Annotated in this window: 25 protein-coding genes; 12 read left to right on the top strand and 13 right to left on the bottom strand. The window is 70.3% G+C overall.

The window, feature by feature from the left end; translation table 11 throughout:
• Positions 1 to 54: 54 nt before the first annotated feature.
• From STH_RS13290 to STH_RS13280, 3 genes are all read right to left on the bottom strand, one after another.
• Positions 55 to 264 (bottom strand): hypothetical protein, encoded by a 210-nt coding sequence (locus STH_RS13290; protein ID WP_011196796.1) that lies wholly within the window; start codon positions 262 to 264, stop codon positions 55 to 57.
• Between the two features lie 106 nt (positions 265 to 370).
• Positions 371 to 1327 (bottom strand): GntR family transcriptional regulator, encoded by a 957-nt coding sequence (locus STH_RS17500; RefSeq protein ID WP_011196795.1) that lies wholly within the window; start codon positions 1325 to 1327, stop codon positions 371 to 373.
• Between the two features lie 22 nt (positions 1328 to 1349).
• A complete protein-coding gene (locus STH_RS13280; protein ID WP_011196794.1) occupies positions 1350 to 1808 on the bottom strand; it encodes an OsmC family protein in 459 nt (152 codons plus the stop codon).
• A 100-nt stretch (positions 1809 to 1908) separates the two neighbouring features.
• Between STH_RS13280 and STH_RS13275 the strand changes: the two genes are divergently transcribed.
• Positions 1909 to 2145 carry a hypothetical protein gene (locus STH_RS13275; RefSeq protein ID WP_043714151.1) on the top strand — a complete coding sequence of 79 codons (237 nt, stop codon included), beginning with the start codon at positions 1909 to 1911 and terminating at the stop codon, positions 2143 to 2145.
• A gap of 46 nt (positions 2146 to 2191) precedes the next feature.
• Here the strand turns inward: STH_RS13275 and STH_RS13270 are convergent, their stop codons facing one another.
• Positions 2192 to 3706, bottom strand: a complete 1515-nt coding sequence (locus tag STH_RS13270) for a DEAD/DEAH box helicase (protein ID WP_043714149.1) — start codon at positions 3704 to 3706, stop codon at positions 2192 to 2194.
• A 187-nt stretch (positions 3707 to 3893) separates the two neighbouring features.
• Between STH_RS13270 and STH_RS13265 the strand changes: the two genes are divergently transcribed.
• Entirely contained in the window at positions 3894 to 4130 is a 237-nt protein-coding gene (locus STH_RS13265) for a hypothetical protein (protein ID WP_011196791.1), read from the top strand.
• A gap of 20 nt (positions 4131 to 4150) precedes the next feature.
• Here STH_RS13265 and gluQRS read toward each other — a convergent pair whose 3' ends face one another.
• Positions 4151 to 5122, bottom strand: coding sequence for a tRNA glutamyl-Q(34) synthetase GluQRS (gene gluQRS, locus STH_RS13260; protein ID WP_011196790.1), 972 nt, complete (start codon positions 5120 to 5122; stop codon positions 4151 to 4153).
• Between the two features lie 128 nt (positions 5123 to 5250).
• On the opposite strand from gluQRS, the gene STH_RS13255 reads away from it, so the two are divergent.
• The 4 genes from STH_RS13255 (at position 5251) to STH_RS13240 (ending at position 8394) form a co-directional block, all read left to right on the top strand.
• A complete protein-coding gene (locus STH_RS13255; protein WP_070105465.1) occupies positions 5251 to 5949 on the top strand; it encodes a peptidylprolyl isomerase in 699 nt (232 codons plus the stop codon).
• Between the two features lie 3 nt (positions 5950 to 5952).
• The gene (locus STH_RS13250) at positions 5953 to 6744 is read left to right on the top strand and encodes an endonuclease III domain-containing protein (protein WP_011196788.1); all 792 of its coding nucleotides are present in this window, start codon (positions 5953 to 5955) and stop codon (positions 6742 to 6744) included.
• 65 nt (positions 6745 to 6809) lie between these two features.
• Positions 6810 to 7364, top strand: coding sequence for a M48 metallopeptidase family protein (locus STH_RS17495; protein ID WP_011196787.1), 555 nt, complete (start codon positions 6810 to 6812; stop codon positions 7362 to 7364).
• A 40-nt stretch (positions 7365 to 7404) separates the two neighbouring features.
• Complete coding sequence (locus tag STH_RS13240; RefSeq protein ID WP_011196786.1) at positions 7405 to 8394, top strand: ABC transporter ATP-binding protein; 990 nt, start codon at positions 7405 to 7407, stop codon at positions 8392 to 8394.
• Between the two features lie 63 nt (positions 8395 to 8457).
• On the opposite strand, the gene STH_RS13235 is transcribed toward STH_RS13240, so the two are convergent.
• On the bottom strand, positions 8458 to 8859 hold the full coding sequence (locus STH_RS13235) for a hypothetical protein (protein ID WP_011196785.1): 402 nt from the start codon (positions 8857 to 8859) through the stop codon (positions 8458 to 8460).
• A 277-nt stretch (positions 8860 to 9136) separates the two neighbouring features.
• On the opposite strand from STH_RS13235, the gene STH_RS13230 reads away from it, so the two are divergent.
• Both STH_RS13230 and STH_RS18530 read left to right on the top strand, forming a co-directional pair.
• Positions 9137 to 10345, top strand: a complete 1209-nt coding sequence (locus STH_RS13230; protein WP_050742292.1) for a CapA family protein — start codon at positions 9137 to 9139, stop codon at positions 10343 to 10345.
• Positions 10346 to 10448: 103 nt separating this feature from the next.
• Positions 10449 to 10697: a hypothetical protein gene (locus STH_RS18530; RefSeq protein ID WP_011196783.1), complete on the top strand. Its 249-nt coding sequence runs from the start codon at positions 10449 to 10451 to the stop codon at positions 10695 to 10697.
• Here STH_RS18530 and STH_RS13225 read toward each other — a convergent pair.
• Positions 10595 to 11536 carry an arginase family protein gene (locus tag STH_RS13225; protein WP_011196782.1) on the bottom strand — a complete coding sequence of 314 codons (942 nt, stop codon included), beginning with the start codon at positions 11534 to 11536 and terminating at the stop codon, positions 10595 to 10597. The two genes, STH_RS18530 and STH_RS13225, sit on opposite strands and share 103 nt — an antisense overlap.
• A 144-nt stretch (positions 11537 to 11680) precedes the next feature.
• Between STH_RS13225 and STH_RS13220 the strand changes: the two genes are divergently transcribed.
• Positions 11681 to 11932: a small, acid-soluble spore protein, alpha/beta type gene (locus STH_RS13220; RefSeq protein ID WP_050742291.1), complete on the top strand. Its 252-nt coding sequence runs from the start codon at positions 11681 to 11683 to the stop codon at positions 11930 to 11932.
• A 60-nt stretch (positions 11933 to 11992) separates the two neighbouring features.
• Here the strand turns inward: STH_RS13220 and STH_RS13215 are convergent, their stop codons facing one another.
• The gene (locus STH_RS13215; protein WP_011196780.1) at positions 11993 to 12586 is read right to left on the bottom strand and encodes a DNA-3-methyladenine glycosylase I; all 594 of its coding nucleotides are present in this window, start codon (positions 12584 to 12586) and stop codon (positions 11993 to 11995) included.
• A 248-nt stretch (positions 12587 to 12834) separates the two neighbouring features.
• Positions 12835 to 13542: an SDR family NAD(P)-dependent oxidoreductase gene (locus STH_RS13210; RefSeq protein ID WP_043714144.1), complete on the bottom strand. Its 708-nt coding sequence runs from the start codon at positions 13540 to 13542 to the stop codon at positions 12835 to 12837.
• A 169-nt stretch (positions 13543 to 13711) separates the two neighbouring features.
• Here STH_RS13210 and STH_RS19790 point away from each other — a divergent pair, with 169 nt between their 5' ends.
• Positions 13712 to 13840, top strand: a complete 129-nt coding sequence (locus STH_RS19790; protein ID WP_273377920.1) for a hypothetical protein — start codon at positions 13712 to 13714, stop codon at positions 13838 to 13840.
• A complete protein-coding gene (locus STH_RS13205) occupies positions 13837 to 14574 on the top strand; it encodes a hypothetical protein (RefSeq protein ID WP_011196777.1) in 738 nt (245 codons plus the stop codon). The genes STH_RS19790 and STH_RS13205 overlap by 4 nt, the downstream gene beginning before the upstream one ends.
• 540 nt (positions 14575 to 15114) lie before the next feature.
• Here the strand turns inward: STH_RS13205 and nikC are convergent.
• From nikC to STH_RS13190, 3 genes are read right to left on the bottom strand one after another with little or no spacing between them, the layout of a single operon-like run.
• Entirely contained in the window at positions 15115 to 15948 is an 834-nt protein-coding gene (nikC, locus tag STH_RS13200; protein WP_011196776.1) for a nickel transporter permease, read from the bottom strand.
• Positions 15941 to 16870 carry a nickel ABC transporter permease gene (nikB, locus tag STH_RS13195; RefSeq protein ID WP_043714143.1) on the bottom strand — a complete coding sequence of 310 codons (930 nt, stop codon included), beginning with the start codon at positions 16868 to 16870 and terminating at the stop codon, positions 15941 to 15943. The genes nikC and nikB overlap by 8 nt, the downstream gene beginning before the upstream one ends.
• A gap of 5 nt (positions 16871 to 16875) precedes the next feature.
• Entirely contained in the window at positions 16876 to 18432 is a 1557-nt protein-coding gene (locus STH_RS13190) for a glutathione ABC transporter substrate-binding protein (protein ID WP_050742290.1), read from the bottom strand.
• Positions 18433 to 18839: 407 nt separating this feature from the next.
• Between STH_RS13190 and STH_RS13185 the strand changes: the two genes are divergently transcribed.
• Positions 18840 to 20171, top strand: a complete 1332-nt coding sequence (locus STH_RS13185; protein ID WP_043714141.1) for an NAD(P)/FAD-dependent oxidoreductase — start codon at positions 18840 to 18842, stop codon at positions 20169 to 20171.
• A 4-nt stretch (positions 20172 to 20175) separates the two neighbouring features.
• Here STH_RS13185 and STH_RS13180 read toward each other — a convergent pair whose 3' ends face one another.
• Positions 20176 to 21354, bottom strand: coding sequence for a hypothetical protein (locus tag STH_RS13180; RefSeq protein ID WP_043714139.1), 1179 nt, complete (start codon positions 21352 to 21354; stop codon positions 20176 to 20178).
• Between the last annotated feature and the right edge of the window lie 41 nt (positions 21355 to 21395).

Below are 21395 nucleotides of genomic sequence, written 5' to 3'. Positions count from 1 at the left end.
AGCTTGGACGCCAACGAGCGAGCCGGGCGGGGATCGACCCCTGCCCGGCTTCTTTCATCCCACCGGCACGGACCGGCGGCGATGCTCGGCCAGCAGCGCCCGCAGGGCCTCCAGCGAGGGGGCCAGCCGCGCCCGTTCCTTCAGCGTCTCGGGAAACTGATCGGAGCAGATGATGGCCAGCCGGAGGGCGGTCGCATCCTCCGCCCGCTCGAGGATGTCCAGGTAGGCCTGGCGCATCTCCTCCCGGCTGATCGTCTGGCTCACCCGCGATCCCCCCCACCGGATGTGGTCATGTGCCTATCATACAGCACAGCCTGCCGGTGTAGTACCCCCGGGCGGCAAAATGCCGCGGGAGGGCGACGAACGGCGGCTAGACCCAGGAGGACCGGATCGCCACCCGCCTGGGCGGGGCAGCGGCTCCGCCCAGGGCCTCACGCAGGCTGGTCAGGGCCTCCGGCGGCGTCGCGAGGGGCTCGCGGATGCACGGGAGGCCGGGCCTCGCCGCCCGGGCGGCCTCCGCGAGGGGATAGCCGCTGGGCGCCGCCAGGAGGCAGGCCGAATCGCCGAGGAGGGCGTCGACTTCGTCCGGGGCCGTCACCGCCCGGAAACGCAGGTGGCCGAACCCGCCCTGCTCCAGGCTCTGCTGGATGCGGGCGGCCTGCACCCGGTCCGATGCGGCCACCGCGACGCAGCTGCCCGCGGGCAGCCGTGCCAGCCGGTCCAGCGCCCCCCGGGACTCGGCCCCGGCCAGGACCACCGGTTGCCAGCGCCGCAGGGCCGGCCCGTGAAAGAGGGTGGTGACGACGGGGATCCCGGGTGGGACGTGGCCCAACTCCTCGGGCAGAACGGCCGCCACCTGCGTGCCGGGAAGCTGGGACTCCAGCTGCCGCTGCAGCCGCCGCAGGTCGGACCGGGCGGTGGCCACCAGGACCACCCGGTTCGCCGCGGGCGCCGGGCTGCGGGCGAGCTGTGCCTGCGACAGCAGATCCAGTGCGAGCTCCTCGGCATCCATTCCCCACTCCTGCGCGGTGGCCAGCACGCCGGAGAGGAGCGAGCGCAGCGCGGCTCCCGGAGCCTGTCCGGGCGGCTCGTCGGCCACGAAGATGCCCTTGCCCTGGTGGGACGTGAGGTAGCCTTCGCCGATCAGCTCCTCCACGGCCCGGGCCACGGTGTTGACGTTGATGGCCAGCCCGGCGGCCAGGTCCCGGAGCGAGGGCAGCTGGTCCCCGGGGTGGAGGAGGCCCGCGGCGATCTGGTACCGGATCTGGGCCTGGAGCTGCTCCTTGAGGGGAACGCAGCTCGACCGGTTGAGCCGGAAGGCCTGCACTCGCTCACCTCCCGCACGCAGCCTAATGATAGGAGGGGTCCACCTCCAGCTGGACGCCCGCCGCCAGGGCCCGCAGCACGGGGGAGCGCTGCCGGGCGAGGGCGGTGGCCCGACGGAACATGTCGTGCACCTTCTCGAAGCCGAGCCCGGAGCGCAGCTTCACCTCCGGCTTCAGCGCGATCCGCTCGATGCGGGTCCCTTCCAGTTCGTCGTACGTGCGCACCAGCTCGCCCTCCACGGCCACGTCGGCCACGTCCAGCACCATCTGGCGGGCCACGTCGAGGAAGGCGGTGATCCAGCCGGTGGCCGCGGCCGCCAGCAGCATCTCCTCCGGGGAGGTGAGGCCGGGCTCCCCGCCGTCCGCCACGGGGGCGGTGAAGGCCAGCCGCAGGTTGGAGAAGCTGCTGCTCACCTCGCCGCTGGTGGCGGTCACCCCCTTCCAGGACGCATAGGCGCGCAGGGTCAGGCTACCGTCGTGCATGAGATCGCCTCCCGTGGATGTTCGTTTCTCATCTGGTCAGGAGGGGTTCGCCGCCCATCCGCCGAATAGTCTGCGACGACAGACGAGGAGGTCTGGGGACATGGCAAAGGGCGCGTTGACGCAGAAGGACCTGATGATCTGGGTCATGAACCATCCCAACGGTACCAAGTATTACTATCTGATCGAACGGGAACCCTTCGAGCGCGAGGGGATCAAGAAGGCCGTTCACCGCATGGGCAGCACGGGGGATGCTGTCTTCCTGTACCGGGACCAGGCCGAGGCGGAGCTGGCCAAGTTCCCGCCCGGGGATGAGGAGCCGGAAGGGGCGGCGGGCTGAGGCCGCCGCGCACAATGGGTCCGGAGCCTGACGGCTCCGGACCCTTTCAGTGTACGCCGAACAGCGAGAGGATCTCCGCGCGGCTGAGCCGCTGCAGGAGGTACGGCTGCTCCTCGGGCTCCCCGGGTTCCGTGAGCGGGTCCATGACCTCGTGGAACAGCTCCCGCTTCCGCTCCACCAGTTCGGCGATACGTTCCTCCACGGTGCCCCGGGTGAGCAGGGTGGTGACGAACACCGGTCTGCGCTGGCCGATGCGGTGGGTGCGGTCCTCGGCCTGCTGGGCGACCGCGGGATTCCACCAGTGGTCCAGGTGGTAGACGTGGTTGGCCCGGGTGAGGGTGATGCCCACGCCGCCGGCTTTCAGCGACATGGCCAGGACCCGGGGCATGTCCCCGTGCTGGAAGTGGTGGACGATCAGCTGCCGCTTCCAGTCGCTGAGCGAGCCGTCGAACAGGACGGCCCCGAAGGGCTCCAGCCGGGGAAGGAGCGGCTCCAGGGTCACCTTGGGATACTGGGAGAAGATCACCGCCTTTTCGCCGCGCGCGACCAGCGGGGCCAGTTCCTGCTCCAGGAAGGCCAACTTGCAGGAGGCGCCGGTGGCGGGGTCCAGGTTGCAGAGCTGCTTCAGCTGGTTCAGCAGGGTCAGGGCGATCACCGGCGCCGCGGCGTGCCCGGCCTGCCGGATGGCGGCCACCGCCGCGCGCTCGGCGGCCTCGTACGCCATGCGCTGGGCCGGGGTGAGATCCAGCCAGACGGTGCGGTGTTCCTTGGGAGGCAGATGGCGCAGAACGTCTGCCTTGCGCCGGCGGAGCACGTAGGGGGCGATGCGCCGGTGGATCTCTTCCACCGGACATCCCTTGCGGCCGGGGAGCAGGCCGGGCTTCAGGTAGGCGAAGATGGCCAGCAGCTCCTCCACCCGATTCTCCAGCGGGGTGCCCGAAAGCCCCCACCGCCAGGGGGCGCGCACCTGTGCGACCGCCTTGTGGATGGCCGTCCCGGGGTTCTTGATGCGCTGGACCTCGTCCAGCACGATGAGATCGTAGACATCGGGGGAGGCCAGGCCTGCCTTCAGGTCCTCGCGCCAGCTCTCGTAGCCCACCAGATGCACGTGCACCTGGCACCGCCAGTACCACTGCCGCCGCCGGCGGGGGCCCTCGACCGGCACCACCCGCAGGTCCGGCGCCCAGAGGCGCAGCTTGTAGTACCAGTCGAAGATCAGCGTCTTCGGGCACAGGATCAGGGCCCGGCCCACCTCGCCCCGGCGGATCAGCAGCCGCAGGGCGGAGATGGCCTGGATCGACTTGCCCAGCCCCATCTCGTCGCCCAGGAGGGCCACAGGGTGCTCCATGAGGAACCGGGCGCCGTCCACCTGGTAGTCGTACAGCTCCTCGCCGGGAGGGGCGTACAGGGCGTCGGGGTCGGGCGCCGCACCCTCGGGCGGCGCGGGCAGGTCAAAAAACGGGAGGGGTGCGTCCGGGCTCTGTGCGCGCCACCCGTCCCCGGCGAAGAGGCTGGGCGCCGGCGGCAGCCCGAGGCTGTGGGTCACCGTTGACAGACTCACGGCGCAGACTCCCCCCATCGCGCGGTCTGGTCCGCGATAGTCTGCGCGGCGCCGCGGTCGACATAACAGGCATGTTCTGGACGACGGGCGCCGCAGGAGAAAGAGCCGCGCTGCGCCCGGCGGCGCAGCGTGGCTGAAGAACACACGCCCCGAGTACGGGGCAAGACGGCGGAGGTGTCATCTGACGATGGACGCGGCGGAGATCCGCAAGTACGGCGTGGAGCCCGATTTCGAGCAGTACACGTACGAAGAGAACGCGTGCTCGTGGTGCGGCCAACCGGTTCTCATCATCCAGTCCAAGGAGCGGTTGCCCGGCTACCGGACGGCGGCCACCGCCTGCGAGAACTGCATGTCCAAGATGACCAAGCGCACCCGGGCCAAGGAGTTCCGCTGGGTCTTCCTGCCCGGCTGGCGGCCGGCGTAGACACCGTTGCGGGCCCTCGCTCAGGCGGTCCCGCCGCTGAGCGCCGCGATGGTCTCCGCCGGGATTCGCACCGGCTCCCGGGGGATGCGGGCGAGGTCGAAGACGGGGATCAGCTCCTCCGGCCGGACGGGCTCCGGCTGGTCGACGAGGCCGCTGAGGTAGGCCAGGTGGCCCACCACCGTCTCCGGGGACGTGCCGGCGGCCCGGATGCCGGCCAGCGTCACCGCGCCGTGGCGCTTGGCCAGGCGCGCCCCGTCGGGTCCCAGGAGCAGCGGCAGGTGGCCGAACGCGGGCACCGGCCGGCCCAGGGCCCGGTACAGCAGGATCTGCCGCGGGGTGGAGTCCAGCAGGTCGCCGCCCCGCAGCACGTGGGTCACGCCCATCAGGGCGTCGTCCACCACCACCGCCAGCTGGTAGCCGATCACCCCGTCCGCCCGGAGCACCACGAAGTCGCCGCCGGCGCCGGGCGGAAACCGCTGCGGCCCGGCGATCAGGTCGGTGAAGGCGATCTCCTCGTCCGGCAGGGCGAAGCGGAGGGAGGGCGTCTTGCCGTCCGCCTCCCGGGCGCGGCGTTCCTCGGGGGTCAGCCTCCGGCAGGTGCCGGGATAGGCCGGCCCCTCGGAGGTGAGGCCGTGGGGCGCCGAGGCGATGGCCATCAGCTGCGCCCGGCTGCAGTAGCACGGGTACAGGCGTCCTTCCGCCTGCAGCCGGGCCAGGGCATCCCGGTAGAGCTCCTCCCGCTCGGACTGGCAGTAGGGCCCGTGGGGGCCACCGACGTCGGGCCCCTCGTCCCAGTCCAGCCCCAGCCAGCGCAGGTCGGCGATGGCCTGCTCGGCCAGGTGGGGCCTGGAGCGGGCCCTGTCGATGTCCTCGATCCGCAGGATGAACCGGCCGCCGGCCCGGCGCGCGTGGAGCCAGGCCAGCAGGGCGGTGCGGGCGTTGCCGAGATGGAGAGCCCCCGACGGGGTGGGGGCGAAGCGGCCGCAGAGCATGTTCGATCACCGGTCTACCTATTCGGCGTCCCGGACCGGCTTGCCCTGCCCGAGGGGGACAGGTTATTCTGTTCGGGAGCGCACCGGATTCCGTTCGGATCCAATCGACACACTGGAGGGAATGGCGGATGCAGAGTCGAGGCTGGAAGGCGGCCGCCGGCGCGCTGGCGTTGCTCCTGGTGCTGGCCGGGTGCGGCGGCCGCAGCCCGCAGGATGTGTACAACAACCGGTCGCCGGCAGGTCAGCAGGGCGGCGCCGGTCAGGGCGGTGCGGACCAGGCGGGCCACAAGCAGTGGGACAAGCCGCCGGAGATGATCATCGACCCCGCCAAGCGCTACACCGCGACCATGGAGACCAGCCTGGGCACGATGACGTTCGAGCTCTTCGCCGACGAGGTGCCCCAGACGGTCAACAACTTCGTGTTCCTGGCGCGGGAGGGCTTCTACGACGGGGTGACCTTCCATCGGATCATCAAGGATTTCATGATCCAGGGCGGCGATCCGACGGGCACCGGCACCGGCGGGCCCGGCTACACCATCCCGGACGAGTACCCGGTGACCCGGCCGTACCAGCGGGGCACCCTGGCCATGGCCCGCACGACGGCGCCCAACTCCGCGGGCAGCCAGTTCTTCATCTGCACGGGCCTCTCCTGCGGGGGCCTCGACCAGCAGCCGGTCTACGTGATCTTCGGCCAGCTGATCGAGGGGGATGACGTGCTGACCCAGCTGGAGTCGGTGGAGGTGCGGCAGGGGAACAGCTTCGACCCGGTGCCCTCCACTCCCGTGAATCCGCCCGTCATCCGGAAAGTGACCATTGCGGAGGAGTAGGCGGTGGTTCGGCCTGAGCCCCCGGAGGGCTGGGCGCGGTGGGTGGCGGAGGTGTACCGGCGGCTGCTGGAGGCGTTCGGCCCGCGCCACTGGTGGCCGTCCGCCCTGGAGCCCCCGCCGGCCAAGGCTCAGCCCTTCGAGATGATCGCCGGGGCCATCCTGGTGCAGAACGTGGCCTGGAGCAACGCAGCCAAGGCGGTGCGGGCCCTGGCGGAAGCGGGGCTGCTGGACGTGGCCGCGATGGACGCGGCCCCGGCTGAGGCGGTGGAGCCGCTGATCCGGCCCGCGGCCTACTTCCGGCAGAAGGCGCAGCGGTTGAAGGGGTTTGCCGCGCACGTGATGAACCGCTACGGCGGCGACCTCCCGGCGATGCTGCGCCGGCCCGCGGACGAGCTGAGGGCCGAGCTCCTGGCCTTGCCCGGGATCGGCCCCGAAACCGCGGACTGCATCCTCTGCTACGCCGCGGGCCGTCCCGTGATGGCCATGGACGCCTATACCCGCCGGATCTTCGCCCGCCTGGGGGTCTTCGCGCCGGATGCCCGGTACGAGGCGATGCAGGCGTTCTTCCACGGCTGGACCCCGGCCGACGCTCAGCTGCGGGGCGAGTACCACGCGCTGATCGACACCCTGGGCAACCGGCTCTGCCTGAAGCGGAACCCGCGCTGCGGCCAGTGCCCGCTGGCGGACCTGTGTCCCCGGGTGGGGGTCGTGGAGGAGGCGGGCGGCGCAGCCGGCCGGGCCCGAACCGTGGACGGGCGGGGAAGGGGGCCTTGCTGCGAGGCGGGGCGACCTTGACTGCCGCGTCCGCGTGCGCAGCGGGGCCTGGGAAACGGCGCGGAGGGGGAAGGGAGAGGGTCTCCGTGCGGATCGTCTTCAAGGACAAGAAGCACTCGTCGGGCACCATCCGGGACGGCGAGATCGTGCTGTACATCTCCAGCCGGCTCAGCCGGGCGGAGCAGGTCCGCCACATCGAGGAGCTCACCCGGAGGCTGACGCCCCGGCTGGAGCGGGCACGGCAGCTGCAGCTGACCGGCGCGGGGCCGCTGAGCCGGCTCACCCCGTCCCCGGTCACGGATGACGCCGCGCTGGCCCGCTGGGCCCGGGAGATCAACGACCGCTACTACGGCTTCCCCATGGGCCGGGTCCGGTTCCGTCGGCAGGAGTCCCGCTGGGGATCCTGCAGCGGCCGCACCCGCAACATCCAGATCAGCCACCGGCTGCGGGGCGGGCCCCACGAGCTCCTGGAGTACGTCCTCGTCCACGAGATCGCCCACCTGGGGGAGCTGAACCACAGCCCCCGGTTCTGGGCCCTGGTGGAGCGGGCGTGCCCCGACTGGCGGGAGCGGCGCCGGCTGCTGCGCTGGTACGGCGAATACCTGCGGGCCGTGGGAACCCCGCCCGATTCGGATCCGTGAAAATCCCGGCAGTGATGGCGGCAGAGAGGGGGCATCTGGCGTGGGCGCAGTGATCGAGGTCAGGGGGCTGCGCAAGGAGTTCAAGGTGGCCCGGCGCAAGGAGGGCCCCTTCGCGGCCCTGCGCACGCTCTTCTCCCGGGAGTTTGACACCCGCGTGGCGGTCGACGACGTCTCCTTCACCATCGAGCGGGGCGAACTGGTGGGCTACATCGGGCCCAACGGCGCGGGCAAGTCGACGACGATCAAGATGCTGACCGGCATCCTGGTGCCGACCGCCGGCGAGGTGCGGGTGAGGGGGGTCGTGCCCTACCTGCGCCGGGTGGAGAACGCCCGGCAGATCGGGGCGGTGTTCGGCCAGCGGACGCAGCTGTGGTGGGACCTGCCCACCGTCGAGTCCTTCGAGCTGCTCCGGCACATCTATAAGGTGCCCCGGGAGCGGTACCGGCAGAACATGGACCTGTTCCGGGATCTGCTCGGCCTGGACGAGTTCCTGAACACCCCCGTCCGCCAGCTATCGCTGGGGCAGCGCATGCGGGCCGACCTGGCCGCGGCGCTGCTGCACGACCCGGAGATCGTCTACCTGGACGAGCCGACCATCGGCCTGGACGTGGTGGCCAAGGAGCGGATCCGGGACTTCATCCGGACCATCAACCGGGAGCGGGGCGTGACGGTCATCCTGACCACCCACGACATGCAGGACATCGAAAAGATCTGCGAGCGGATGATCCTGATCGACCACGGCCGGGTCATCTACGACGGGCCCGTGGCGCAGATCAAGGAGCGGTTCGGCAAGCACCGGACCCTGGTCGTGGACCTGGAGCCCAACGGCCCGGTGGTGGACGTCGCGGTGGAGGGGGCCGAGCTGGTGCGGCGGGACGGCCACCGCATCTGGCTCCGGTTCAACCGGGACGAGCTCTCCGCGAGCGAGCTGATCGCCCGGGTCTCGGCCCGCTGCGCCATCCGGGACCTCACCGTGGAGGAGCCGGAGATCGAGGGCATCATCGCCCGCATCTACCAGGAGGGGATCTAGCGGGGGATCCGGAAGGCATACAAGAGGACCGCCGGCGTTGCCGTGCCGGCGGTCCTTTGTTGTTCAGAACGGGTTGCAGGCGACGCTGTCCACGGCCGGAATCTGCTCCGGCGAGTTGCAGACAGGCCGGTAGAACTCGTACAGGCTGCGGAGGCAGCCCTGCCGCTCCGTCTCGTCGGTCACCACGGCATAGGAGTAGGCCACCTCATCGGTCTCGATCCGGGCCTTCGCACATGCGTTGATGCCCGCGGCCTGCGGATCGCCCTCCACGATGGTGCCCAGGTAGGCCAGCAGCACGCTGTACAGGTTCTGGGCCTGGCCCACGTAGAAGACCTCCCACTCGCCGCTCTTCCGGCGGGCATGCAGCTTGAACACGCCCGGCTTCTGCGGCACGTCCACGATGTCCAGGGGATGGGCGAACCGGCCGCCCTTCCAGTCAAGGCCCAGGATGGTCATCCACGCCACGGGTCGCTCCCCTTTCAGTCAGTACTAAAGTGCAACGATGTTACGTACCATCGGTCAACTATCGTAGCACATCGGCGCCATGCCGTCCAGCGCCCAAATGCGGCGGGCCGGTCTCTGGGCAGGGGCGCGGCGAGTCCGCCGCATCCCCCGGCTGCGCTGCCCGTCCGACCGTGGTAAGGCTTGGCGGCAGGAAGCGGGGGCCGCTTCGCCGAATCAGGCCAGAGCGCGTTGTATCGCATATACGCTATTCATATATTTGAAATAAGGAGTTATGGCAGTGAAGCGCTTTCTGCTCATCCCCCTGCTGATCGTCGCGCTGGTGGGCTGCACTGCGCTGTCGGCCGGCCCGTCGGACGCCGAGCCCGGTCCCGGGGCACCGCCTGCGGGCGGTCCGGGCGCGGGACCGCAGAACGGCGGCACGGACCCGGGGCTGCAGAACGGCGGCGCGCAGGATGGCGGGCAGGGGGCCGGGAACGGCGCCGGCGATCACCCCGGGAGCGGCTCTGCAGGCGGTCCCGACGATGCGTCGGGCAGCAGCCCCGGCAGCGGCGCGGGAACCGGCGGGGGGGACGGCACCGTAACCATCACCTTCGTCGGCGACATCATGCTGGACCGCCTGCCGGGTGATTACCTGGCCCGGGGGGAGGACCCGTTCGCCGGCGTGGCGGACGCCCTGACCGGCGCGGACCTCACCGTCGGAAACCTGGAGTGCGTCGTGTCCACGGTCGGCGAGCCGGTCCCCAAGTGGTTCAACTTCCGGTGCCATCCCCGGGTGGTCCCGGTGCTGGCGCGGTACTTCGACGCCGTCTCGGTGGCCAACAACCACTCCGGCGATTACGGCAAGGAGGCCTTCGCCGAGCAGCTGCGGCTGCTCACCGAGGGCGGGGTGCCCTACTTCGGCGGCGGCATGAACGACGAGGAGGCCCACCGGCCGCTGATCCTGGAGCGGAACGGGCTCCGAATCGCCCTCCTCGGCTACAACAACGTCGAGCTGCGCAGCTACGCGGCGGGGCCGGACACGCCCGGGCTGGCCTGGATCGAACTGGACCGGCTCGCCGCGGACGTGCGGGCGGCGCGGGCCGAGGCGGACATCGTGGTGGTCTACCCGCACTGGGGCTACGACTACATGTTCTGGCACGCCGAGGACCAGGCCGAGATCGCCCGGGTGGCCATCGACAACGGCGCGGACCTGGTGGTGGGCAACCACCCCCACGTGACGCAGCCGGTGGAGATCTACAAGGATCGGCTGATCGCCTACAGCCTCGGCAACTTCGTCTTCGACGACTTCGTGGACGTGGGCCCGGACCTGGACGAGCCGTCCCGCACCAGCTGGGTCCTGACGGTGACGATCGGCAAGGACGGGATCCGACGCTGGGAGACCCGGGTGGCCCGCACCGACGACCGGGGCTTCCCCCAGTGGCTGGAAGGCGTCGCGTCGCCCTGCAGCGACGGTGCGCCGGAGGACGGCTACATGTGCTACCCTTAGTGCATGCACGGGAAGAGTGACGGGCTGCAGTCGCCTTTGCGGCGGCTGCAGCCCGTTGCGTACGACGGGGTAGACTAGCCTCCGGATCAAGGAGGCGATTCGGATGAGGCGAAACGAGATCCTGGAGCGGCTCCGGGAGTTGTACCATCAGGCGCACGAGACTTTGGAGCGGGCGGAGCACCTGCCGGAGCGGCTGCCCCTCGACGTTCAGCCGCAGTCCCTGAACTACGACCGGGACCTCTCCCGGATTCAGGGGGAGTACAACCGCCTGGTGGGGCTGGCGCAGGCCGAAGGCCTGCTGTCGGCGTCCGACCTGGAGGCGCAGGGACTGCCGGAGCGGATGGGCGACTGACCGCGCCACGCCTCCAGGGCTGCCCGGATCACCGCGTGGGCCAGTCGGCCGGTCGCGTCACCCTCGTCCCGGTCGGGGTGGAACTCCACCACGTCCAGCGCGAGGAGGTTCCGTCCGCGGACGATGTCGGCCACCAGCGACACCGCCTCGTCCCGGGTAAAGCCGCCGGGAACGGGCGTCATGGTGCCGGGGGCCTCGGCCGGGTCCACGGAGTCGATGTCAAACGAGACGAAGACGTTGGGCCTCAGGCCGGCGAGCAGTTCCGCACGCCGGGCGCGCACCTCGGCCGGGGAGACCACCTCGACCCGCGCCTCGGAGAGGAGTCGCCGTTCGCCGGGGTCCAGGTCCCGGATGCCCCAGAGCCGGAGCCGGTCCGGGCGGATGACCCCGTCCATCGCATCGGGAAGGAGTCCGGTCGCGAGGGCGAGGACCATCCCGTGGGGATTGCCGGACGGCGACGTCTCAACGGTGTTGAAGTCGCCGTGGGCGTCGACCCACACGACGTCGAAATCGTACCCCAGGGCCGCGAGCGCCATGATGGTGCCCAGCGACGTGGAATGGTCGCCCCCGATGGTGAACAGCAGGTCGCCGGGACGAGCGACACGCTGCCAGTGCTGCTGCTGCCGGCGGGCGGCCTCCACCACCTTGGCGATGCGCACGGGCACGGGATCCGACCGCAGCCCGGGCGGCACCGCCATGTCGCCGTGGTCGATCACCCGGCTGTCGAGCTGCCCCAGGAAGTCCAGCAGCCCCGTAGCCCGCAGGGCCTCCGGGGCGTGCCGTACGGCGTGGCGCGGCAGCCCCAGCGTGGTGGGGAAACCGAGTACATGGATGGTCATCGCGTCTGTCTGCCCCCAATGTTGGGAAGAGTCTATGCAATGCAGTATATGCACTTGTGCATATTCGGGTTCACCGGGCGCGATTCCTTCCCGTTCGTTTATGAAATCGCATCTGCGGCCAAGATAGGGGCGGGAGGGAGCCATATGCAGAAGAAGACGAAATCCCCGACCGCCAAGGGGCGGCAGAAGAAGCCGAAGGAACTGACCCCGCTGGACCGGCTGAAGCTGGAGATCGCCCAGGAACTGGGGCTGGCCGAGAAGATCGCCCGGTCCGGATGGGCCGAGCTGACCGCGGCGGAGTCCGGGCGGCTCGGCGGCATCCTGAACCGGCGGCTGAAGGAGCTGAAGCTGGCCATCGGTCCCAAGGGAACCCTCATCCCTACGGCGAAATCCTAGGTGAAACGTCCCCCTGGAAGCGGCCATCCAGGGGGGCATGTTTTCGTGCGGGGCCCCTCCCTACCGGCCGGGGGGCGTGCCGAGGGCAGCCGCGCGCAGCTCTGCGTGCCGGAAACAGTCCACCAGGTGGTCGTTCACCATGCCGACGGCCTGCATGTAGGCGTAGCAGATGGTGGGACCCACGAAGGTGAACCCCCGGCGCCGGAGGTCGCGGCTCATCGCCACGGACTCCGGGCTGGTGGCGGGTACCTCCGCGGGCGTCCGCCAGTGGTTGATCCGAGGTTCCCCATCGACGAAGCCCCAGATGTACGCGGCGAAGCTGCCGAACTGCTCCCGGACGGCGAGGAAGGCCCGGGCGTTCTGGACCGCTGCCTCGATCTTGCGCCGGTTGCGGATGATGGACCCGTCCGCGAGAAGGGCCGCGATCTCCTCCGGGCCGAAGCGCGCCACCCGTTCCGGATCGAAGTCGGCGAAGGCCCGGCGGTACCCCTCCCGCCGCTGCAGGATGGTCACCCAGCTGAGGCCGGCCTGCGCGGACTCCAGCACCAGGTACTCGAACAGGGTCCGGTCGTCGCGGGCGGGCACGCCCCATTCGTCGTCGTGGTAGGCGATGAGGAGCGGGGTGCTGGCCCAGCTGCACCGGTGTCGGGTCATCGGAAACACTCCTCTCTCCGATGGTGGCGGGCAGCGGCTGGCCGGGAGGGCTCTGTCCGCCCGGGGATCCGGCAGCCGGCTGCCCCGGATGATCCCAGGTCATCCTCTGGATGGGCTGGATATATTCGCCAGGCCACAATCGAACTCCTGCTCGTATCGGGGAATATTTGTTCCCCTTTCCGCGGCCGGGGCCGACCTCCTCTCCTCGGCGTCCCCCTGCCGGCGAGGTCCACCGGTTCCGCCGCGCACTACTCCACGTAGATCATCTTGCGCGTCATGCCGCCGTCCACCACCAGCTGCTGGCCGGTGATGAACCCGGACTGGTCCGGGTCCGCCAGGAAGAGCGCCGCCGCGGCGATGTCCTCCGGCCGCCCGACCCGGCCCACCGGGTGCTGGGCGTGGTCCTCCGGCCGGAGTTCCTCGCCGGTGACGTCAATCCACCCCGGCAGGATGGCGTTCACCCGCACCGCGGGGCCCAGCGTCATGGCCAGGGCGTGGGTCAGGGCGAGGATGCCGCCCTTGCTGGCGGAGTACGCCTCGGTGTTGGGCTCGGACTGCAGCGCCCGGGTGGAGGCGATGTTGATGATCGCCGCCTGGCCCGCGGCCCGCAGCAGCGGCGCAGCGAACCGGGACATGAGGTAGGTTCCCCGCAGGTTGACCGCGATGACCCGGTCGAAGAGGGCCACCGGGGTGGACTCCAGGTCGCCGAACTGGGAGATGCCGGCGTTGTTCACCAGCACGTGCAGCGCCGGGCCCACGTGCTCCAGGAACCGCCGCACGTCCTCTTCTTGGGCGACGTCGCAGCGGTGCATCTCGACCCCCTCGACCGGCAGCGGATCGATGTCCGCCCCCAGCACCCTGGCGCCCCGCCGGGCGAACGCCAGGGCGATGGCCCGCCCGATGCCCCGGGCGGCGCCGGTCACGGCCACGACCTTGCCTGCAAACGTCTTCTCCATTCGTCTCTCATCCTTTCGTCCTGAGGTCCGGCCGGAGGCCACCCCGGTGATCGTGTGCCCGACGGCAGGGGCCTCCCGGCCTGCTCGTGTGCTGCTGAGCCCTTCGCAAACTGCCCCTTCGACACCTTCGTCCATAGGGATGATGAAGGGTTGAAGGGAGTGGCAGCCTGTGGGCCGGCTCCACAGAGTCGTCGTCCCCGTTCTCACCCTGGTTCTGCTGCTGACCGCCGCCGGGACGGAGGCGGCGCCGCTGGCGTGGCAGACGGTGCCGACCCCCTTCGAGGGGAGCAGCAGATGAGTCTCGCCTACGGTGCGGGCAGGTTCGTCGCCTGTGCGGACGGAGGTCTGTCTGCCTCCACGGACGGCTTGACGTGGACCCCCGTCCCGTTGGACGCGCGCTACTGGCATATTGACCTCTCGTGTACCGGGAAGGAGTTCGTGGCCACCGGGTGCATCACGAGCAGAACCTGTGAGGTCATCCTTACGTCGGCCGACGGCGTCTCCCGGTATCAGCGTGTCGGGTTGGCGGCGTTCGACCAGGTCGCCTACGGGAACGGGCGCTATGTCCTGAGCTTTGGCAATGCGGCCTGGACCTGGTCGTCCGCTGACCTGACCAACTGGACGACCGTCAACACGCTCCTGTTCCTCGCCCTCACCTTTGACCAGGGGATGTTCGTCGCGGCCGACGCGGACGAGGGCACGATCCGGACGTCGGCTGACGGCGTGGAATGGACCGAAGTGTTCCATCCGGACCAGCCGGTGTACATCAGCGATCTCGCCTACGGCGGCGGCCGGTTCGTGGCCGTGGGCGGGACGAACTCCGGCCCCCGGCGGGCCGTGGTCCTGACCTCCGGCGACGGGCGGCAGTGGAGCCTCCAGGTGCAGGAGGAGGCGGAGGGGCTGGTGCGGGTCGTGTACGGTGCCGGGCGCTTCGTCGCCAACAGCGAGGCTGCGCTGGCGGTATCCGAAGACGGCACCGGATGTCGGGTTCAGGTTTTGCGCGGAGACGAGGTCCGTGCGCGCAGAATCTGAAGCTGACCAGGGTGGTTGGGTTCAGGTTTTGCGCGAACGACAGGTCGTGACGCGCAAAATCTGCAGGGGGTCGTGGGGGTCGGGCGCAGGTTTTGCGCGGAGACGAGGTCCGTGCGCGCAGAATCTGAAGCTGACCAGGGCGGTTGGGTTCAGGTTTTGCGCGAACGGCAGGTCGTGACGCGCAAAATCTGCAGGGGGTCGTGGGGGTCGGGCGCAGGTTTTGCGCGGAGACGAGGTCCGTGCGCGCAGAATCTGAAGCTGACCAGGGCGGTTGGGTTCAGGTTTTGCGCGAACGACAGGTCGTGACGCGCAGAATCTGCAGGGGGTCGTGGGGGTCGGGCGCAGGTTCTGCGCGGACACCCATGCCTGACACGCCGAGCATCCCCCCACCGGGGCGGGCCGTGCGGCCTGCCACCCCTCGCCCCGGCGTCGCACACCTGGTATGACGCCCGGCCTGGGTACCGGGTTGCAGACCAACGTACATGGAGAAACCTGATGATACATACGGGGCACCCCGCAGGAGCCGGGGTGCCCCGTTCACTACCGTTCATTCTTCGCCTTCGGATCAAAGTAGTCCCGCAGCCCGTCGCCCACCAGGTTCACCGAGAGCACGGCCAGCATCACGAACAGCCCGGGGAAGACCGCCAGCCACCAGGCTTCCGGCAGGTACTGCCGGCCGGAGGCCAGCATCTCGCCCCAGTCGGAGGTGGGCGGCTGGGTGCCGAGCCCCAGGAAGGAGAGGGAGGCGGTGGTGAGGATCGCCGAGCCCACCGAGAGCGTCGCCTGCACCAGCAGCGGGCTCAGGATGTTGGGCAGCAGGTGGCGCAGGAGGACGCGCCTGTGGGTGGCGCCCATCGCCTGCGCGGCCACCACGAAGTCCCGCTCCCGGAGGGCGAGCACCTGCCCGCGCACCAGCCGGGCGTATCCCGGCAGCGAGACCACGGCGACGGCCAGCATGGCGTTGAGCAGGCCGGGGCCCAGCGTGCCCACGATGGCCAGGGCCAGGAAGATCATCGGGAAGGCGAGCAGCACGTCCAGGAGCCGCATGAGCACCTGGTCCCACCAGCCGCCCATATACCCGGCCACCAGGCCGATCAGGGTGCCGACGCTGGCGCCGATCAGCACCGGCACGACCCCGGCCACCAGGCTCACCCGGCCGCCGTAGAGCGCGCGGGAGAGCAGGTCGCGGCCGAACTCGTCGGTGCCGAAGGGGTGCTCGGCCGAGGGCGGCTGCAGCCGGATCTTCCAGTCCTGCAGGTTCGGGTCGTAGGGGGCCAGGTGCGGAGCCAACAGGGCCGAGAGCACGAGCAGGAGGAACACCACCAGCCCGGCCACGGCCAACCGGTTGCGCGCGAAGCGCCGCCAACTAGTCATAGCGTATCCGCGGGTCCAGCCCCGCGTAGCCCAGATCGACGATCAGGTTGACCAGGCTGAAGACCACCGCCACAAACAGGATGGTCCCCTGGATCAGCGGCAGGTCCCGGCCCTTGATGGCGTCCACCGTCAGCCGGCCGATCCCCGGCAGGCTGAAGACCGATTCCACCACCACGGCTCCGCCCAGCAGGCTGCCGAACTCCAGGCCCAGGGTGGTGAGAACCGGGATGAAGGCGTTGCGCAGGGCGTGCCGGAACACCACCCGCCGCTCCGCCACGCCCTTGGCCCGGGCGGTGCGGACGTAGTCCTCCCGCAGGGCGTCGATCAGCGAGGAGCGGGTCATGCGGGCGATGAAGGCGATGGAGGCGAGGGCCACCGTGGCCGCCGGCAGCACCATGTGCCGCCAGGTGCCGGTGCCCGAGGGCGGCAGGATCCGCAGCTTCAGGGCGAAGAGCTGCATCAGCATGATGCCCACCCAGAAGGTGGGCATGCTGACCCCGAGGAGCGCGATCAGCATCACCAGGTGGTCTGCCCATCGGTTCCGCCGGACCGCCCCGACGACGCCCAGAGGAACCCCCACCAGCGCGGCCACGGTGAGGGAGATCACCGTGAGCCGCAGCGTGGTGGGGAAGCGGGCCGCGATCTCGCCGGCCACCGGCCGGTCGCCCCGGAAAGTGCGGCCCAGGTCGCCCTGCACCGCCTTGCCGAGGAAGCTCAGGTACTGTTCATACCAGGGGCGGTCAAGCCCCAGCTGGTGCCGCAGCCGTTCGATGTCCTCCACCGAGAGCCCCTGCGCCTCCTGCCCCAGGATGGCCCGGACAGGGTCGCCGGGGGTGAGGTAGAAGAGGAGGAAGACCAGCAGGGTTACCCCGAACAGCACGGGCAGCATCAGCAGGAGCCGGCGCGCGGCATAGCGCACCATGGGCGCTACTTCACCTCGGCCTTGCGCAGATCGAGGTTGATCGCGGCGAAGGGATACACCTCGCCCTGCAGCCGGTCGTTCTTGGCGTAGGAGGAGAGCGGGTAGTACAGGTTCAGGTAAGGCAGGTCCTTCATGACCTGCTCCTGGATCTGCCGGTACAGCGCCTGCCGCTGGGCGTCGTCGGCGGTCCGCCGGGCCTCGGTCAGCCACTCATCCACCTGCGGGTTGGCGTAGAACGCCTTGTTGTCGGCGCCGTGCTGGCCGGAGTGGAGCAGGGCCCACAGGGTGTAGTCGGCGTCCATGGTCACCGTGCCCCAGGAGGTGAGCCAGAGGCCGTGGTCATCCTTGGCGATGGCCTCCGTGAAGGCGCCGTAGTCGGTGATGACCACCTCGAGGTCGATGCCGATCTGGCTGAGCTGCGCCTGGATCGCCTGGGCGATCTGCTGGTTCTCGGCGCCCTCGTAGGTGTTGAGGGTCAGCTTCAGCGGGGTGGTCACGCCGGCCTGGGCCAGCAGCGCCCTGGCGCCTTCGGGGTCGTACTCGGGGCCGGTCAGGTCCGGTACGGAGCCGAAGACGGTGGGCGGCACCAGGGAGTTGCCGAACTGGGCCATGCCCTGCCGCAGGGTGTCGACGATGCCCTGCCGGTCGATGGCCATGGCGATGGCCTGCCGCACCTCAGGCTGGGCGAGGGGGCCGGCCTTCATGTTGAAGCCCAGGAACATGGAGCCCCAGCCCAGGAACCGGGTGGCGGAGAGCTGCGGGTCGCTGTCGATCTCGTTGAACCGCTCAGGCTGCACGCCGCTGATCAGGTCGACGGTGCCGGCCTTCAGCTCGGTGAGCTGGGTACCGGCCTCGGGGATGATCCGCAGGACCACCCGATCCAGCTTGGGCTTGCCGCCCCAGTAGTCGGGGTTGGCCTTCAGGGTGACGGAGTCGCCGGCCTTCCAGTCCTCCAGCAGGAACGGGCCGGTGCCCGCCGGCTGCTTGGAGAGGTCGCCGGAGGTGGCCGCCGTCGGGCTCACGATGGCGGTGACGGGGTGGGAGAGGTGGGCCAGGAGCGGGGTGAAGGGCGTGCTGGTGCGGATGTGCACGGTGTGGTCATCGACGACGGTGATCTCCTCGATCATGCCCACGATGAACGCGCCGGGGCCCTTGGTCTCCGGGTCGGCCAGCCGCTCCAGGCTGAACTTGACCGCCTCGGCGTTCAGCGGCGTGCCGTCGCTGAACTTCACGCCCTCCCGGAGCTTGAACTCCCAGGTGGTCTCGTCGACGGGAGCCCACTCGGTGGCCAGGCGGGGCTGCAGCGTGCCGTCCGCCGCCCGGTAGAGCAGCGTCTCATAGATCTGGTTGGTCACGGTGAAGACCAGGCCATTGAAGCTCTTGTGCGGGTCCAGGGTCGCCGGGTCGCCGCTGTGGGCGATGGTGATGACCTGCTCCTTCGGGGCCGTCTGCCCGCCGGTCTGCTGGTTCGGGGTCTGGTTCTGGTTGTTGGCGCCGCCGCCGCAGGCGGAAAGCACAGCCAGGGCGAGCGCCAGCAGGAGCGGAAGCACTCTCTTCTTCATGCGATGGCACCTCGCTTGGGTTCTGTTACTGGGGTTCAAGCGGGCGGGCGGAGTACTCCGAGCAGGCTGATTTGAGCCGTAGGGAATTTCCGCCTCCCAACAAGAACCATTATGACGTACAACCTGGGAAATTTCCATACCCGACGGGACGGAATGGTCGTTTCTGCACGACAGTCGGCCCGTCCCGGTCGTTCCGGTCCGCCTGCCCTCATCTTCCCTCAGTCTTCCCGCGGCGCCCCGATCTTCTGCAAAGCGGCGTCCGCGCGGCCGGCCCATCGTCCGGCATTCCTGAGCGAACCGCCAGCCGTCTGCCTCCGACCCACCGGCGGCGCAACGGATGGGGCAAGGACGCGTTGTGAATGGTATATAATAATCGCGCTCATCAGGCAGACGGGGGAGGCGGAGCCGTGGTCTACCGGGAGAAGAGCTTCTGGCTGGAGACGGCGGGGGAGTACCGGGAGCAGCCGCCCCTGGAGGGCGAGCGGACGGCGGACGTTTGCGTCGTCGGTGGGGGGTTCACCGGGGTCTCGGCCGCGCTGCACCTGAAAGAAAAAGCGCCCGGCCTGCGGGTGCTGGTGCTGGAGTCGGAGGTGGTGGGGTTCGGCGCCAGTGGCCGCAACGCGGGGTTCTGCATGACCCTGTTCGGCCTGGCGCCGGAGGTGACCCGCTGGCGGTTCGGCGCCGCCCGGCTCCGGGAGGCGGACGCGTACATGCTGCGGGCCGTGGACCTGGTCCGGCGCCGGGTAGCCGAGCACGGAATCGACTGCGACTTCGAGGAGACCGGCCTGCTCACCGTGGCCACCAACCCGGCGCAGCGGTTCCGCCTGCTCCGGGAGATGGAGCTGGAGCGGAAGATCGGCCTCCATGAGACGGAGTGGCTGGAGGCCGACGCCGTGCAGGCGCAGGTCCGCTCGCCGCTTTTCTGCGGCGGCCGGTTCGACCGGCACTGCGCCCTCCTGAACCCGGCCAAGCTGGTCCGGGGCCTGGCCCGGGCGGCCGAGGAGGCGGGGGCCGAGATCTGCGAGCGCTCGCCGGTGGTGGAGGTGGTTCCCGGGTCCCGCGTGCGACTGCGCACCCCGCGGGGGACGGTGACCGCGGAGAAGGTCATCTTCGCCACCAACGCCTACTCGGCCCGGCTCCGGCCCCTGCGTTTCCGGCAGTTGCCGGTCCACACGTACATCGTCCTGACCGAGCCCCTTGCGCCGGAGCAGCTTTCCGCCGTGGGCTGGCAGGGGCGGCAGGGCATCGAGGACGGCCGCAACCTCATCCACTACTTCCGGCTCACCCGGGACAACCGGCTGCTCATGGGCGGCAACGATGCCTTCTACTACTACGGCAGCGCCGACGACCGCGACCGCAGCGGGGCCATGCAGCAGCGGCTGCAGGAAGCCGTAAAGCGGATCTTCCCGATGCTCTCGGGGATCCGCTTCACGCACCACTGGGGCGGGCCGATCTCGGCCACCCTGGACCTGGCGCCGCTGATCGGCCGCATCGGCCCCAACATGTTCTACAGCGTCGGCTGCATGGGCCACGGCGTCGCGCTCTGCAACCTGAACGGCGCGACCCTGGCGGACCTGGCCCTGGAGCGGCAGACCGACCTGACCGAGGTCTTCTTCGTGGACCGGCGGGCGCTGCCGGTGCCGCCGGAGCCGCTGCGGTTTGCCGTGGCCGGGGCCCTGCTGACCGCAATGCGGCTGCAGGACCGGTGGCACGAGCGGGGCAGCCGGCGGTCCGGCTAGGCGGCTAGAAGGTATCGAAGTGAATCGAGCCCGCGTTGGCCTCCAGCCGCACCGGGTACGTGCCCGCGCCGAGGATCTGCGTGGTGGCGCGGGCCGGGCCGGTCCCACCGGCGGCCCCCAGGCCGGTGATGGTGCCCGAGCGGGTGGTGGCGGTGACGGTCACGTCGGACTCGGCGGGCACGGTGAGGCTTATGGTGCCGGCGCGGGTGCGCAGGACCACGGGTCCCGCCGGGGGATGCTCCATGCGGGCGTGGACGGAGCCGGTGCGGGTCTCGGCGGTGAGGCTGGGGCCGCGGTGCTCCTCCACGTTGATGACGCCGGTACCGGTCCGGATGGTCAGGTCGCCCTCCACCGCCCGGGCGGTGACGGGCCCGGCGTTGGTCGAGGCGGTAACCGGACCGGAGAACGAGTCGACGTGCACGCGGCCGGAGCCGCTCTCGGCGTACAGCGTTCCGGAGCCGCCCTCCACGGTGATGCCGCCCGCGCGGGTGCGCAGGTCCAGACTGCCGTTGTAGCCCTCGACGGAGATGGCGCCCACCCCGGACTCCACCCGGACGTTCAGCCCCGCCGGGGCGTAGATCCGGTAGTGGGCGGTGAGCGTCCCCAGGCTGAGCCCGCTCTCGGGGTTTTCGTCCGGCCCCCGGCCGGTGACGCGGATCGTCCTGCCGCCCTCCACCTCCAGCCGGTACTCCCGGGCGGCCGCCGCGGTCCGGTTGGGCGGCACCAGGCCAAGGACGCCGTATTCGACCTCCACCCGCACCTCTTCCTCGTCGTAGGTGAGGAGGCTCACCCGCCCCACGTCGACGTCCACCAGCAGGGCTTCGGCGCCCGCCGCCGGCACCGACCGGGTGACGGTGTGGCTGGTCACCTCGGGGATCGGCGCGCTGTGCCAGCCGAATCCCGAGGTGGCGCGGATCACCGACGCCAGGGCCAGCGCCCCCGCCAGGAGCGCCGCGCCGCCGACCTCGATCCGGACAGGCCGGGGCTGGCCGGCCTGGCTGAGCAGGCCGCTGACGAGAAACTCCAGGCCGAAGCCGATGAGGAAGACGGGCCAGAGCCTGAGGAGCAGGTCGGTGAAGCGCGGGCCGGCCCCGGCCACGTTGTCGGCGAGCAGGGCCGCACCGGTGGCCACGAACCCGATGGCGACGGTGGCCCGTCCGACCCTGCGCGGGGTTGCGTCCATGCGGAATCCTCCTTTGCGTGCGTCTGCGCCCGGACCTTTCA

This window comes from Symbiobacterium thermophilum IAM 14863 (assembly GCF_000009905.1).
Classification (GTDB): domain Bacteria; phylum Bacillota; class Sulfobacillia; order Symbiobacteriales; family Symbiobacteriaceae; genus Symbiobacterium; species Symbiobacterium thermophilum.
This window is presented reverse-complemented; position numbering and strand designations above follow the sequence as displayed.